This is a genomic window from Pseudomonas sp. PD9R (assembly GCF_019200975.1).
Taxonomy (GTDB): Bacteria; Pseudomonadota; Gammaproteobacteria; order Pseudomonadales; family Pseudomonadaceae; genus Aquipseudomonas.
Genome location: NZ_JAHTMR010000019.1, coordinates 17,391 through 31,219 on the forward strand (window position 1 = coordinate 17,391; position 13,829 = coordinate 31,219).

14 protein-coding genes are annotated in these 13,829 nt (G+C 60.8%); 12 read left to right on the plus strand and 2 right to left on the minus strand.

Annotated elements, in window-relative coordinates:
- The first annotated feature begins 53 nt into the window (after positions 1–53).
- From KUF73_RS26830 to KUF73_RS26845, 4 genes are read left to right on the plus strand one after another with little or no spacing between them, the layout of a single operon-like run.
- Positions 54–1,586, plus strand: a complete 1,533-nt coding sequence (locus KUF73_RS26830) for an MFS transporter (protein ID WP_218440994.1) — start codon at positions 54–56, stop codon at positions 1,584–1,586.
- A gap of 25 nt (positions 1,587–1,611) precedes the next feature.
- Complete coding sequence (locus KUF73_RS26835; protein WP_218440995.1) at positions 1,612–2,679, plus strand: HlyD family secretion protein; 1,068 nt, start codon at positions 1,612–1,614, stop codon at positions 2,677–2,679.
- The gene (locus KUF73_RS26840) at positions 2,676–4,253 is read left to right on the plus strand and encodes an efflux transporter outer membrane subunit (protein WP_218440996.1); all 1,578 of its coding nucleotides are present in this window, start codon (positions 2,676–2,678) and stop codon (positions 4,251–4,253) included. The genes KUF73_RS26835 and KUF73_RS26840 overlap by 4 nt, the downstream gene beginning before the upstream one ends.
- A gap of 37 nt (positions 4,254–4,290) precedes the next feature.
- Positions 4,291–5,874: a glycosyltransferase family 39 protein gene (locus KUF73_RS26845; RefSeq protein WP_371135564.1), complete on the plus strand. Its 1,584-nt coding sequence runs from the start codon at positions 4,291–4,293 to the stop codon at positions 5,872–5,874.
- Positions 5,875–5,884: 10 nt separating this feature from the next.
- Here the strand turns inward: KUF73_RS26845 and KUF73_RS26850 are convergent, their stop codons facing one another.
- Positions 5,885–6,643 (minus strand): slipin family protein, encoded by a 759-nt coding sequence (locus tag KUF73_RS26850; RefSeq protein WP_218440998.1) that lies wholly within the window; start codon positions 6,641–6,643, stop codon positions 5,885–5,887.
- A 2-nt stretch (positions 6,644–6,645) separates the two neighbouring features.
- Positions 6,646–7,179 carry an NfeD family protein gene (locus KUF73_RS26855; RefSeq protein ID WP_256345697.1) on the minus strand — a complete coding sequence of 178 codons (534 nt, stop codon included), beginning with the start codon at positions 7,177–7,179 and terminating at the stop codon, positions 6,646–6,648.
- A 198-nt stretch (positions 7,180–7,377) separates the two neighbouring features.
- On the opposite strand from KUF73_RS26855, the gene KUF73_RS26860 reads away from it, so the two are divergent.
- The 8 genes from KUF73_RS26860 (at position 7,378) to KUF73_RS26895 (ending at position 13,773) form a co-directional block, all read left to right on the plus strand.
- Positions 7,378–7,839 (plus strand): aminoacyl-tRNA deacylase, encoded by a 462-nt coding sequence (locus KUF73_RS26860; RefSeq protein WP_218441000.1) that lies wholly within the window; start codon positions 7,378–7,380, stop codon positions 7,837–7,839.
- Positions 7,840–7,973: 134 nt separating this feature from the next.
- A complete protein-coding gene (locus KUF73_RS26865) occupies positions 7,974–8,219 on the plus strand; it encodes a DUF2789 domain-containing protein (RefSeq protein ID WP_218441001.1) in 246 nt (81 codons plus the stop codon).
- Between the two features lie 81 nt (positions 8,220–8,300).
- Positions 8,301–8,546, plus strand: a complete 246-nt coding sequence (locus tag KUF73_RS26870) for a type II toxin-antitoxin system Phd/YefM family antitoxin (RefSeq protein WP_218441002.1) — start codon at positions 8,301–8,303, stop codon at positions 8,544–8,546.
- Between the two features lie 194 nt (positions 8,547–8,740).
- A complete protein-coding gene (locus tag KUF73_RS26875; RefSeq protein ID WP_218441003.1) occupies positions 8,741–9,169 on the plus strand; it encodes a MarR family winged helix-turn-helix transcriptional regulator in 429 nt (142 codons plus the stop codon).
- The gene (locus KUF73_RS26880) at positions 9,166–11,238 is read left to right on the plus strand and encodes an FUSC family protein (RefSeq protein WP_218441004.1); all 2,073 of its coding nucleotides are present in this window, start codon (positions 9,166–9,168) and stop codon (positions 11,236–11,238) included. Before KUF73_RS26875 ends, KUF73_RS26880 begins: the two co-directional genes overlap by 4 nt.
- The gene (locus KUF73_RS26885; RefSeq protein ID WP_218441005.1) at positions 11,235–11,444 is read left to right on the plus strand and encodes a DUF1656 domain-containing protein; all 210 of its coding nucleotides are present in this window, start codon (positions 11,235–11,237) and stop codon (positions 11,442–11,444) included. Before KUF73_RS26880 ends, KUF73_RS26885 begins: the two co-directional genes overlap by 4 nt.
- The gene (locus tag KUF73_RS26890) at positions 11,441–12,328 is read left to right on the plus strand and encodes an HlyD family secretion protein (RefSeq protein WP_218441006.1); all 888 of its coding nucleotides are present in this window, start codon (positions 11,441–11,443) and stop codon (positions 12,326–12,328) included. Before KUF73_RS26885 ends, KUF73_RS26890 begins: the two co-directional genes overlap by 4 nt.
- Positions 12,325–13,773, plus strand: a complete 1,449-nt coding sequence (locus tag KUF73_RS26895) for an efflux transporter outer membrane subunit (RefSeq protein ID WP_218441007.1) — start codon at positions 12,325–12,327, stop codon at positions 13,771–13,773. Before KUF73_RS26890 ends, KUF73_RS26895 begins: the two co-directional genes overlap by 4 nt.
- Positions 13,774–13,829: the final 56 nt, after the last annotated feature.

The window sequence follows — 13,829 nt, forward strand, 5'->3', positions numbered from 1 at the left end:
AGGCTACGCCCTTCATAGAATGCTCCGCTAATGACACCCGGAGCTTGCAGTACATGACTTCCCTCACGGTCCCGGCACCTCTCGCTGCGACCAGCGCAACCGCCACACCACCCATCTTCGGCCTGCGGATCATTATTGGCCTGGTGGGCGTGTTGCTGGCGGTGCTGGTTTCGGGTTTGAACGAAATGGTGACCAAGGTTGCCCTCGCCGATATTCGTGGTGGCTTGGCCATAGGCTACGACGAAGGCACCTGGCTGGTCGCCAGTTACGCCGCGACATCGGTGGCCGCCATGGCCTTCGCGCCGTGGTGCGCGATGACGTTTTCCCTACGGCGTTTCACCCTCTGCGCCATCAGCGCGTTCACCCTGTTGGGGGTGTTGTGTCCTTTGGCGCCGAACTACGAAAGCCTGTTGGTCTTGCGTACCTTGCAAGGCTTGGCTGGCGGTGCGCTGCCGCCGATGTTGATGACCGTTGCCCTGCGTTTTCTGCCGGCCAACATCAAGCTGTATGGCCTGGCCGGTTATGCCCTGACGGCGACGTTCGGTCCGGGGCTGGGCACGCCGTTGGCCGGGCTCTGGACCGAGTATGTCGGCTGGCAATGGACCTTTTGGCAAGTCGTTGCGCCGTGCCTGATTGCGATGGTCGCGGTGGGCTACGGGATTCCGCAGGACCCGCTGCGACTGGAACGCTTCAAGCAGTTCAACTGGCGCGGCTTGCTGCTGGGTTTTCCGGCGATCTGCATGCTGGTGATCGGCATTCTGCAGGGCAATCGGCTGGACTGGTTCGAATCGAATCTGATCAGCGGATTGCTGGTGGGCGGGTCGTTACTGCTGGTGTTGTTTCTGATCAATGAGTGGTCGCAGCCGATTCCGTTTTTCAAGATGCAGATGCTTGGCATCCGCAACCTGTCGTTCGCCCTGCTGACACTGGCCGGAGTGCTGGTGGTGTTGCTGGCGGTGATCATTATTCCGTCCAGTTACCTGGCGCAGGTCCAGGGTTATCGCCCGGTGCAGACCGCGCCGGTCACGTTGCTGGCGGCGTTGCCGCAATTGATCGCGCTGCCATTGGTGGCGGCGCTGTGCAACCTGCGCCGGGTCGATTGTCGTTGGGTGCTGGGCATCGGCCTGAGCATGCTGGCGCTGTCCTGCCTCGGCGGTTCGCAACTGACGTCGGCGTGGATTCGCGACGACTTCTATGCGCTGCAACTGCTGCAAATCTTCGGCCAGCCCATGGCGGTGCTGCCGCTATTGATGCTGGCCACCGGCAGCATCAACCCGATGGACGGGCCGTTCGCGTCGTCCTGGTTCAACACGGTGAAAGGCCTGGCGGCGGTGATCGCCACCGGTGTGCTGGAGACACTGACCACCGCGCGCCTGCACTTTCACTCGACGATGCTGGTGGACCGCCTCGGCAATTCGCCTCTGGCCGACGCTGACAGTGCAGGCCTTGCCCATCGGCTGCATGAACAGGCCGTGGTGCTGACGGCCGCAGATCTTTATCTGTGCATGGCCGGCATCGCTGTGGCGCTGATCCTGCTGATTTTCTGGTTGCCGACGCGGATGTATCCGCCGCGCGCACCGACTTGAACGCCTCACTGGAACAGAAGGTTTTATGACGACTCAATCAAAGCAAAAACTGGCTGTGGGCATCGCCGTCGTGATCGCGGTGGGCGTGCTGATTTGTTTATTGGCGCCCGGCCTGTTCGGTAAACGCACGCAACAAAGCACCAATGACGCCTATGTCTCGGCGGACTACACGCTGGTGGTGCCGCGCGTGGCAGGGTTTATCAAGCAAGTGCTGGTGGAAGACAACCAGCAGGTCAAGGCCGGGCAGCTGCTGGCGCTGATCGATGACCGGGATTTGCGTGCGGCCGCCGATGCCGCGGCTGCCGAAAGCCTGGTGGCCCAGGCGCAGCTGCAAAATGCCCGGGCGACCCTTGAACGCCAGGCCTCGATGATTGCGCAGGCGCAGGCGCAGGTTGTATCGGCCAAGGCTGAAATGGCCTTCGCCGAACATGAACTGAACCGCTATGACCACCTCGCCGGAGTCGGCGCGGGTACGGTGCAGAACGCTCAGCAAGCGCGCACGCGCATCGATCAGGCCAGCGCTCGGCTGGCCAACGTCAGCGCAGTGCTGGCGGCGGAACGCAAGCAAGTGGACATCCTCACGGCCCAGCGTGATGCGGCCGAAGGTGGCTTGAAACGGGCGCAAGCGAAACTGGAAATCGCCCGTTATGAGCTGTCCTACACGCGGATCGTTGCGCCGCAGGACGGCATGGTCGGCGAGCGCGCCGTACGCGTTGGCGCCTATGTCACGCCGGGCAGCAAACTGCTCGCGGTCGTGCCGCTGGCGCAGGCCTATGTGGTGGCCAATTTTCAGGAAACCCAGTTGACGCATGTGCAGCCGGGCCAGGACGTGCAAATGCGTGTCGACACCTTTGGCGGCGCGACGCTGAGCGGGCGTGTCGAGAGCATCGCCCCGGCGACTGGCGTGACCTTCGCCTCGGTCAAGCCGGATAACGCCACCGGCAATTTCACCAAGGTTGTGCAGCGTATTCCGGTGAAAATTGTGCTGGAACCGGGTCAGCCATTGGCTGAGCGGTTGCGTGTGGGGATGTCGGTGGAGGCCAGTATTGATACGGCCGGTACTGGCGTCGAGCATGAGGTTGCGCAGCGATGAACTTCAGCGATCACTCATCCTTGTGGCAAGGGAGCTTGCTCCCGTTCGAGTGCGCAGCACTCGCCGATCTCGGGTCCGCTTCGCGGCCCAACGGGCGCAAGTCCCCTCGCCACAAGGGTTCTATTCAATCAGTGGTTTTGATGTTGAGCGTTTTTGCTGTTAGTGCCTGCACCGTCGGCCCGGACTTTCACAAACCTCAGGCTCAGCAAGTCAGTGAATGGTCCAAGCCATCGAAAGCAGCCGCCAGCCAAGCCGTCACCGACACCATGAACGAGCGCTGGTGGGAGGTCTTCAACGATCCGAAACTCTCGGCCCTCACCCAGCGTGCCCTGACCGATAACCTCGACCTGAAACTTGCCAGCAGCCGCTTGCAACAAAGCCGTGCCGTGCGCCAGGTGATCACCGCCGACCGTTCCCCGACGACCGCCGCCACCGGTAGTTACGCCCGTGAACTCAGCAGCAACAAAGGCTTGATCGATCCTTCGGGGCACAACGGCAATTCAGCGTTCAACCTTTGGGATGCCGGTTTCTCTGCCTCCTGGGAACTGGATTTCTGGGGCCGGGTGCGCCGTGAAACCGAAGCGGCCGATGCGAATCTGGAAGTAGCGGAAAACGACCGTCGCGGTGTGTTGTTGTCGGTCCTCGCCGAAACCGCCCAGGACTACATCCAGTTGCGTGGCGTGCAAAACACCCGCGCCGTCACCGAACAAAACCTCGACGTGGCCCGCCACAGCCTGAAACTGTCGCAGCTGCGCCTGAGTGACGGTGTGGCGACCGATCTGGATGTCGCCGAAGCCGCCGCTCAGGTCGCGGCCATCGAATCGCGCCTGCCCGCGTTAGAGCAACGCCAGGCCCAACTGATCAACGCCCTGAGCTTGCTGATGGGCGAACCGCCGCAGGCGCTGACGGCTGAGTTATCCACAGACGCACCGGTGCCACAAACCCCGCGTCAGGTTGCCATTGGCCTGCCGTCGCAACTGGCCGAACGTCGCCCGGACATCCGCCAGGCCGAAGCTCGTTTGCATGCCGCCACCGCGAGCATCGGCGTGGCCAAGGGTGATTTCTATCCGCGCATTACTCTGTCCGGCAATGTCGGTTCGCAAGCCATGCAACTGAGCGATTTCGGTTCGTGGGGCTCGCGCGCGTTTGGAATCGGCCCGCAGTTCAGTCTGCCGCTGTTCGACGGCGGCCGTTTGCGCGGCGTGCTGAACTTGCGCGAAGCCCAGCAGCAGGAAGCCGCCATCGCCTACCAGCAAACCGTGCTGCGTGCCTGGCATGAAATCGATGACCAATTGAGCGCCTACAACGCCAGCCAACTGCGCCGCGACAGCTTGGCCGAAGCCGTGCGCCAGAACCAGATCGCCCTGCGTACCGCGCAACAGCAGTACGTGGAAGGGGTGGTGGACTTCGTCAACGTGCTCACCGTGCAAGGTGCGTTGCTGGCGACCCAGGAGCAATGGGTGGAAAGTTCGACCGGCGTCTCACTCGCGATGGTCGGGTTGTACAAGGCGCTGGGTGGTGGGTGGGAATCGGTGTATCCGCTGGCCGTGGAGACAGCGTTTGGCCTAAAGTGAGCTGAACGTTCCGGCAGTGCAGGTGAAAAGAGTGGTCGTGGAGGCGCAGAGAAAAGAGTGGTTGGCCAAACCCCACCCATCGCTCGCAAACTTGACAGCGACCGGCACAAGGGAGCGGCTGCTATGGTGGGGCGGCGGATCGCTGATCCTGGCGTTGGCCATCCTGGCCCGGTTTTATGGTCTGACCGCTTCCGCTATTTGGGGTGATGAAGGCTCGAGCCTGATGATGAGCCGGTACTCCCTGGACGGCATCTGGTTTCACGCCGCCCACGATGTGCATCCACCGCTGTATTTCATGTTGCTGCATGGCTGGATCGGGCTGTTTGGCGATGGCATTTTTTCGATACGCAGCCTGAGTGCACTGCCGGGTGTCGCCGCCGTCATGCTGGGCATGTGGCTGGTCCGCTTGATCGCCAACCCGCGTGCTGCGTTGCTGGCCGGGTTGATGCTGGCGTTATTGCCCACGGCGGTGCGCTACAGCCAGGAAGTGCGGATGTATTCGTGGCTGGGAATGTGGTTGCTCGGCGCCACCATTGCACTGGTGTATTGGGTCAAGCAACCCCGCCACACCCATGCGCTGGTGATCTACACGCTGCTGATGACTCTCGCGTTTTACACCCACTATTTCACCGCGCTGTGTGTGATCGTCCATTGGGCCTGGTTGCTGGGCCTGCGCTTGCAATCGACCCAACCCATTAAACACATCACGCGTCCGGCCTGGTGGCTGGCCAATGGGGTGATCGTGTTGATGTTTGCGCCCTGGCTTCCCAGCCTGGTCGATCTGATCCAGCACATGGACCAGCTCAAGGCCAACGGCGATGTGGGCTGGGAATTGCCGGTCACCCTCAGTTCCCTGCCGTCGATGGTCTGGGATTTTATGATCCAGGACGATGGGGAACACCTGCCTGGGTTGCTGTTCAGTGCGCTGCCAATAATGTTGCTGGCCGTGATCGTGCTGACGGTATTGCGTGATCGCAGCCATTATCGTTGGAGTGTTCTGCTGGCGCTCTACACCCTGCTGCCGATGATGTTGGTTTACGGGGTTTCATTTATTTCGCCGGTGTTCATCGAGCGTTACTTGAACGCCTATGCCCTGGGGCTGCCGTTGATCATGGGGCTGGCTATCGACCGCTTGCTGAACGGTTTTCGTGTCGCGGCGCTGGGGCTGTTGGTGCTGTTTGTCGGCACCGAACTGGTAGGGTTGAAAACCAATTCCACTGTCGATGTGAATGATCAGACCAGTGTGATGGTCGAGTTCGTCAACCAGCATTACGTGGCTGGCGACCGAATCGTCATCAGCGACATGCTCTGGTACATGAGTTACGTCTATTACAACCGCACGGATACGGCACCGCTGCTCTATACCCCGCCCTTGGCCAGCGGAGCGTCGAGTCGTCCGAACGATTACGGTTTCGGTACGCTGGTCAATGGTGACGCCTACAAAATCTACCTCGATCACCTCAGTCAACTGCCTGGGGGAACGGGGCGCGTGTGGTTGATCAGCACGGCCGATCAACCTGATGAGTTCGCCCCGCTGCCCGGCGGTTGGCACAAAGTCGCTGAAACCGCCGCGGGCAACAATCGGGCACGGCTATTCATCACGGGCGCTGACTCGCACTGAATGGCGGGGTTCAAGGTTTCGACGACAAATCCGCCATGCCCTTGAGCAATTCGATCGGCAGCGGGAAGACGATGGTCGAGCTTTTGTCACCGGCGATTGAACTCAGGGTCTGCATATAGCGCAACTGCATCGCGCCGGGCTGACGGCCGAGCATTTCGGCGGCCTGCATGAGTTTCTCCGAGGCCTGCAATTCGCCTTCGGCGTGGATCACCTTGGCCCGGCGTTCGCGCTCCGCCTCGGCCTGTTTGGCGATGGCGCGGATCATCGATTCGTTGAGGTCCACGTGCTTGATCTCGACGTTGGCCACCTTGATGCCCCAGGCATCGGTCTGCGCGTCGAGCACTTGCTGGATATCGATGTTCAGCCGTTCGCGCTCGGCCAGCAGTTCATCCAGTTCGTGCTTGCCCAACACCGCGCGCAAGGTGGTTTGCGCCAGTTGGCTGGTGGCCATGAGGAAGTCTTCGACCTGGATAATCGCCTTCTGCGGATCGAGCACGCGGAAGTACAGCACGGCGTTGACCTTGACCGAGACGTTGTCACGGGTGATCACGTCTTGCGCCGGCACGTCGAGCACCACGGTGCGCAAGTCGACACGAACCATTTGTTGAACCACCGGAATCAACAGAATCAGGCCGGGGCCTTTGACCTGCCAGAAGCGCCCGAGCTGGAACACCACCCCGCGCTCGTATTCACGCAGGATGCGGAAAGTCGCCCCCGCCAGTGCGATCAGCAGTAGCAGCAGCGCGACAAAACCCAGTTGCAGGCCCATGTTCATTCTCCAACCGGCACCGCGTCAGTCGCGGCCACTTCCAGCATTAATCCCTTGCGTGCCACCACCCGCACTCGTTGCCCGATGTGCAGCGGCTTGGCGCTTGTCACTTGCCAGCGTTCGCCCTGCAAATGCACCCAGCCGTGACAGGCATCGGCCGACTGCAGCGAGATCACAGCGGTCACGCTGCCCACGAGTCCGGCATCGCCGCTGACGGTGTGGCGCGGTCGGGTTTTCAGGGCACGGATCAGCAGGAAAATCAGCAGCAACGCGCTGATCAGTCCCAGGCCGATCATCAGCGGAACGGGCAATTGGGCATTGGTCAGAATCACTGCGCCAATCACGAACATCACAATCCCGCCCAGACCGATCACGCCGTAATTAGGCACGGCGGCTTCGGCGATCAGGAACGCGATGCCGAAGGTGATCAGCCACATCCCGATGGGGTCGGGAGTCGATAGCCCAACTGTGTCTGCGGCCAGAGCTGATCCGCTTGTCGCCAGCAGCAGTGCAACGGCAAAACAACGCGTATTCACGTGACCCTCCGGGAGAGTCATAGGTGGTTCTGTATACAGTTTAGTTGACCGTTTGATTGTATGAATTTTGCTCAGGTGTCGACGTGTCCAATGGGCGGATTTCCCACCGGATTCGCTCGACCGGCCTAGACTTTGACTACGGAGAAAAGCGTTAACCACATCGTCCGCCAGACGTTATCGCGGACACCGAGGTGCATCATGCGTATGGCAAGAACCGTGCAGCGAAGCCTTGAAAAGGCTCAATGCGAATATGACATCGTCACCCATCCACATTCGGCCAGCAGCCTCGAAACGGCGCGTGTTGCCGGCATTCCTGCCGAGCGGGTGGCCAAATCGGTACTCCTCGACGACCACCACGGTCATTACTTGATGGCCGTTCTGCCCGCCAGTCGTCACCTGGACCTGAGCAAAGTCCGCAGCACCGGCGAATGGCAGGTCTCGCGCGAAAGCAATCTGCCGCACCTGTTTGACGATTGCGAACGCGGTGCCGTGCCTGCCCTGGGTGAAGCCTATGGGCTGGATGTAGTCATCGACCCGCTGCTGACCCGGCAGAAAGACATCTACCTGGAAGCCGGTAACCACATCAACCTGCTGCACATGGACATGCCGCAGTTCCTGAAAATGGTGCCGCATGCGGAGGTGCGGGAGTTGAGTCATTAATGACGTTGGTGCCTTTGGCATCGCTTCGCGGGCAAGCCTCGCTCCTACAGGTTTGTGCAGTCCTGTAGGAGCGAGGCTTGCCCGCGATTGACCGCGCAGCGGTCACCTTCCTGGACATTCCAAAGGAGCCCGACATGGAGAACCCAACCCACAGCCTCCCATCCCTGTTCAAACAACTTGGGCTGCCCGACGACGCCGAGAGCATCGACAAATTCATCGCCACCCATTCACCGCTCAAACCGGAACTGCATCTGGCGGATGCGTTTTTCTGGTCCAAGTGTCAGGCGGATTTTTTGCGCGATGAGGTGCTCGATGACGCCGATTGGGCGGAGGTGGTTGATCAGCTGGATGTGATGTTGAGGAAGGGGCGTGGGGTGTAGCGATCCGATGGAGAGCAGTTTTCAAGATTGCTGATGCAGTAAAAATAGACCAGAATTACGACCTTATTTGAGGTCTATATTATGCAAAGTGTCCTGGCCGATATGGCTGTCAGCGTGTCCGAATTAAAGAAAAACCCGACTGCCGTTTTAAATGGTGCCCATGGAGGGCCCGTCGCGGTGCTGAATCACAATCGCGTCATGGGTTACATGGTCCCAGCCGACGTTTTTGAGGCCATGATGGAACGACTTGATGATATTTCGTTAGCGGAAATCGTTCGTTCCCGTCGCCATGAAACACCGGTCCCGGTATCCCTGGATGACCTATAAGCTCGAATTCCTGCCGTCCGCACGCAAGGAGTGGTTGATGGCGTCCAGCCGACTTGGCCTGTTTCCGCTGAGCAAATATATCGGCCAGGCAATTTGTTTCAAAACTTGACGAAAAATCCCCTCCAATGCCATATTGATAGTTAGCAAACTAACAGTGTGCCTTCCTCGTGCCGAATAATCTCGACGCTCTTCAGATGAGCATCAGCAGCTCCATGGTGGTGGCCGCCCGGCATTGGCGGAAGATCTGCCAGAGCACGCTGGTCAACTATGGAATTTCCGAAGCCTGTGCCGTCCCGTTATTGATGATCGGGCGCTTGGGCGAGGGTGTGCGACAGGTGACGGTGGCGCAGGCGGCGGGGATGGAGAGCCCGTCCCTGGTGCGTTTGCTCGATCAGCTGTGTCATGCCGGCTACGTCTGCCGCACCGAAGATGCCCAGGATCGCCGCGCAAAATGCTTGAGCCTGACCGACACCGGTCGCACGCTGGTGCAAGCCGTCGAAGTCGAACTGGTGCGTTTGCGCAATGAGGTGCTTGAAGGGATCGACCAGCGCGATCTGGAAGCGACTTTACGGGTTCTGAAAGCCTTTGAAGGGGCCAATCATCAATCGGTGCCCACGCCTTGAGCGGCTTTTTTACCGGCATGCCTCCGGCGCGGGACTGGTTCTTCGGTGTGCGCACGTTCGCCGCATCGATGATTGCGCTTTACATCGCCATGCTCATGCAAATGCCGCGTCCTTATTGGGCGATGGCCACGGTGTATATCGTTTCCAGCCCGTTTGTCGGTCCAACCAGTTCAAAAGCTTTGTACCGTGCGGTCGGCACCTTTCTCGGCGCCGCCGCGGCGGTTTTTTTCGTGCCGATGTTCGTCCAGAGCCCTTATGTGCTGGTACTGGTCATTGCGCTGTGGACCGGAATCCTGCTGTTCCTGTCGCTGCACCTGCGCACAGCCAACAACTACGCCTTGATGCTCGCCGGTTACACCTTGCCGCTGATCGCCTTGCCGGTTGTGGATAACCCATTGGCGGTGTGGGACGTGGCTGAAGCGCGCACGGAAGAGATCTTCCTCGGCATCGCTGTCGCGGCGGTCGTCGGTGCGATGTTCTGGCCGCGACGGCTGGCGCCGGTGTTTAACGACTCGGTGAGCAAATGGTTCGCCGACGCCTCGACCTACAGCCTGCAGTTCCTCAGTCGCAATGTGCAGCCGAGCGAAGTCAGTGCATTGCGCGCCTCGATGGTGGCGACCTTCAACAGCCTGGAATTGATGATCGGCCAGTTGCCCCACGAAGGCGCGCGGCCGCAAACGGTAAAAAATACCAAGGAACTGCGCGGGCGCATGATCCACCTGATGACGGTGGTCGATGCCCTCGACGACGCGCTCTACGCCCTGGAGCGGCGCACGCCAGAGCTTGTGGATAAGTTCACCCCGCTGCTCACCGCCGCCACCGAATGGCTGCAACACAAGGACGCGGACATCGATCGCTGGCAGGCGCTGAAAGACCAGCTCGAAGCCCTGCAACCGAGTTCCGAGGCGCTGGGAGATCGCAAGCAGTTGCTGTTTTCCAACGCGTTGTATCGCCTCGGCGAGTGGATCGATTTGTGGCAGGACTGCCGCAGCCTGCAAATCGCTATCCAGTGCGAAAGCCAGGACAGTTGGCGCGCGGTGTATCGGCATTGGCGCCTTGGTCGTTTGACGCCATTCCTGGATCGCGGCCTGATGTTTTATTCGGCGGCATCCACCGTCACCGCGATCATCGTCGCCTCGGTGCTGTGGATTCTCCTCGGTTGGACCGACGGTGGTGCCGCAGTGATTCTGGCAGCGGTGGCGTGCAGCTTTTTCGCCTCGATGGACGACCCGGCGCCGCAGATCTACCGGTTTTTTTTCTGGACGGCGATGTCGGTGTTATTCGCCAGCCTTTACCTGTTTCTGGTGCTGCCTAACCTGCATGATTTTCCGATGCTGGTATTGGCATTCGCCGTGCCGTTTATCTGCGTCGGCACCCTGACGGTCAAGCCGCAGTTTTATCTGGGCATGTTGCTGACCCTGGTTAACACGTCGTCGTTCATCAGTATTCAAGGTGCCTACGATGCGGATTTCTTAAGCTTCGCCAACTCCAACCTGGCCGGCCCGATCGGTTTGCTCTTTGCGTTTGTCTGGACCCTGATCGCCCGACCATTCGGTGCCGAACTGGCGGCCAAGCGCCTGACCCGTTTCAGCTGGCGTGACATTGTCAGCCTGACCGAGCCGGCCACGTTGGCCGAGCACCGACACTTGGGCGTGCAGATGCTCGATCGGCTGATGCAGCATCTGCCGCGTCTGGCCATGACCGGCCAGGACACGGGCATCGCCCTGCGAGAAGTGCGTGTGGCGCTGAACCTGTTGGACCTGCTCGCCTATGCACCGCGCATCCACGGTGTGCCAAATGCGTTGCTGCGCCAAGTGGTGGCCGAGGTCGGCGAATACTTCAAGGCGTGCCTGAAGGCTGGCGAGCGCTTGCAGGCGCCGAGCCCGCTGCTGATGACCCTTGATCGTACCCGTCGCGCCCTTGCCGGTGCCGGCGACGATGAAACCCGTCGGCACCTGCTGCACGCCTTGAGCGGCTTGCGCCTGGCGTTGTTGCCTGGCGTCGAATTTGTCGGTTCGACCGAGCTCGAAGAACCGCTTCCCCAAGGCATCGATGGAGCGCCTTTATGATCGGTGATCTGGATATCAGTGGGGTGTTCCTGCCTACGCTGCTGGTGCTGATGGGCATTACGTATGTGATTTACCTGCTGGTGCACGGGGTGCTGACGCGCTTGCACTTTTACCGTCTGGTCTGGCACCGGGCATTGTTCAACGTGGCTCTCTACGCCTTGCTGCTTGGCGCCGTGGATTCACTCAGTCGATACCTGATGACATGAAAAAACCTTTATTGACCATCGGCCGCGTGGTCCTGACCCTGTTGATCGTGAGCTTCGCGGTCGTCGCGGTCTGGCGCATGGTGATGTATTACATGTTCGCCCCCTGGACCCGAGACGGGCACATCCGTGCCGACATCGTGCAGATTGCGCCGGACGTCTCCGGTTTGATCCAGCAAGTGCAAGTGCGTGACAACCAGTTGGTGAAACGCGGCCAGGTGCTGTTCAGCATTGACCAGGACCGTTTCAAACTGGCCCTGCGCCAAGCGAAAGCGGCGGTCGCTGATCGGGAAGAAACCCTCGCCCAGGCTCAGCGCGAAGCCAAGCGTAACAAGGGCCTGGGCAATCTGGTGCCGGGCGAGCAACTCGAAGAGAGCCAATCCAAAGTGGCCCGCGCCCAAGTCGCGTTGATGGAAGCCCAGGTAGCGGTGGACAGCGCACAGCTCAACCTCGACCGCTCGGTGATCCGCAGCCCGGTGGATGGCTACGTCAACGACCGCGCGCCGCGTGCCCAGGAATTTGTCAGCGCCGGTCGGCCGGTGTTGTCGGTGGTGGACAGCAACTCCTTCCACATCGACGGCTATTTCGAAGAAACCAAACTGGACGGCATTCATATCGGGCAGAGCGTTGACATCCGGGTGATAGGCGACCGTGCGCGGTTGCGCGGGCACGTGGAAAGCATCGTTGCCGGTATCGAAGACCGCGACCGCACCAGCGGCAATAACCTGCTGCCTAACGTCAATCCGGCATTCAGTTGGGTGCGCTTGGCGCAGCGGATTCCAGTGCGGATCGCCTTCGATGACGTCCCGGCGGACTTCCGCATGATTGCCGGTCGCACCGCCACAGTATCGATCGTTGACGATCAGCCCCGGGAGCCGGAGCAATGAGCAAAGCCTCGGGTTTGGCGGTCGCCGGATTAGGTTTGCTGCTGTCGGCGTGTCAGATGGTCGGGCCGGATTATCACTTGCCGGACGACGCGGCCATCCACCGTGAAGACTTGCAGGGCGAGTTGGCGGTGAATGGCAAACCGGTCGTCTCGGCGCCGGTGCCCGCCGATTGGTGGCACCTGTATCAAGACCCGCGACTGGACCAATTGGTCCAGCAAGCCATGGCCACCAACACTGATTTGCGTGTGGCGGCGGCCAGCTTGTCCCGGGCTCGCGCGCAAGTCGACTCAGCCGAGGCGGCGGGTGGCTGGAGCGCCGGTGTGAAGATGGGGGCCGAGCGTTTGCAGGAGTCCGGTCAGGCGTTCCTGCTGCCGGAAAAAGTCCCGGTGGCCAACATCGGCGATATCGGCATTTCCGCGTCGTATCAGTTCGATCTGTGGGGCACGTTGCAGCGTGGTATCGAAGGGGCCAAGGCCAATGCCGATGCGACGCAGGCTGCCGCCGACATCGCTCGCATCACCGTGGTGGCCGACGTGGTTCGCGCTTACACCCAAGTGTGCGCGGCAAATGAAGAGCGGGAAATCGCCCAGCATTCCCTTGACCTGCAATCCCAGAGCACCACGCTGATCCAGCGCTTGCGCGATGCCGGGCGGGGCGACGAAACCCAGGTCACCCGCTCGCAAACTCAATTCAAATCCTTGCGCGCCGACATGCCGCGTTATGAAGCGGCGCGCCAGGCGGGGCTGTTCCGTTTGTCGATGTTGTTGGCCAAGCCAGTGAATCAACTGCCAGCGGGCACCGACAGCTGCGCTGAACTGCCGAAAATCACTCAACTAGTGCCGGTAGGCGATGGCGCTGCATTGCTCAAGCGCCGTCCCGACGTGCGCCAGGCCGAACGTCGACTGGCCGCTGCGACCGCCGGGATCGGTGTCGCCACCGGCGAGCTTTATCCGAACATCAGCATCGGTGCGACCGTAGGCACCGTCGGTATCCTCGATGACCTCGGCGACCCGTCCACCAACCGCTGGGGCTTCGGACCGTCGCTGACCTGGACGGTGCCGACCAACGGTGCGCGGGCGCGGATCCGCGAGGCCGAAGCCGTGACCCAAGGTACGCTGGCACACTTCGACGGTGTGGTGCTCAACGCCATTCGTGAAACCCAGACCGCCTTGGCCCAATATTCGGCGTTGCTGCAACGGCGCGATGCGTTGGCGGATGCCGAGCAGTCAGCAAAACTGGCGGCAGACCAGACTCACCGGTTCTTTCAGGCTGGTCGCGCGTCGTTCCTCGCGGACTTGCAGGCCACCCGCACCTACATCGATGTCACGGCGCAACTGGCGGCGGCGAACACGCAAGTGGCCGCGAGTCAGATCGATTTGTTCCTGGCGTTGGGCGGCGGTTGGGAAAGCGGACGAACGCAAGCGTCGAACGCCAGCAAACCCTGAGGCCGTTGCTATGCTTTGAAGTGTTGGGGGGGCACTCGTGAAAAGCGCCCCTGCTT

What these genes read in the sequence shown, in the direction of transcription:
- KUF73_RS26895 (WP_218441007.1), top strand. Translation starts at nt 12,325, where the DNA reads ATGAGCAAAGCCTCGGGTTTGGCGGTCGCCGGATTAGGTTTGCTGCTG.
- KUF73_RS26835 (WP_218440995.1), top strand. Translation starts at nt 1,612, where the DNA reads ATGACGACTCAATCAAAGCAAAAACTGGCTGTGGGCATCGCCGTCGTG.
- KUF73_RS26830 (WP_218440994.1), top strand. Translation starts at nt 54, where the DNA reads ATGACTTCCCTCACGGTCCCGGCACCTCTCGCTGCGACCAGCGCAACC.
- KUF73_RS26870 (WP_218441002.1), top strand. Translation starts at nt 8,301, where the DNA reads ATGCAAAGTGTCCTGGCCGATATGGCTGTCAGCGTGTCCGAATTAAAG.
- KUF73_RS26890 (WP_218441006.1), top strand. Translation starts at nt 11,441, where the DNA reads ATGAAAAAACCTTTATTGACCATCGGCCGCGTGGTCCTGACCCTGTTG.
- KUF73_RS26860 (WP_218441000.1), top strand. Translation starts at nt 7,378, where the DNA reads ATGCGTATGGCAAGAACCGTGCAGCGAAGCCTTGAAAAGGCTCAATGC.
- KUF73_RS26875 (WP_218441003.1), top strand. Translation starts at nt 8,741, where the DNA reads ATGAGCATCAGCAGCTCCATGGTGGTGGCCGCCCGGCATTGGCGGAAG.
- KUF73_RS26840 (WP_218440996.1), top strand. Translation starts at nt 2,676, where the DNA reads ATGAACTTCAGCGATCACTCATCCTTGTGGCAAGGGAGCTTGCTCCCG.
- KUF73_RS26885 (WP_218441005.1), top strand. Translation starts at nt 11,235, where the DNA reads ATGATCGGTGATCTGGATATCAGTGGGGTGTTCCTGCCTACGCTGCTG.
- KUF73_RS26865 (WP_218441001.1), top strand. Translation starts at nt 7,974, where the DNA reads ATGGAGAACCCAACCCACAGCCTCCCATCCCTGTTCAAACAACTTGGG.
- KUF73_RS26850 (WP_218440998.1), bottom strand. Translation starts at nt 6,643, where the DNA reads ATGGGCCTGCAACTGGGTTTTGTCGCGCTGCTGCTACTGCTGATCGCA.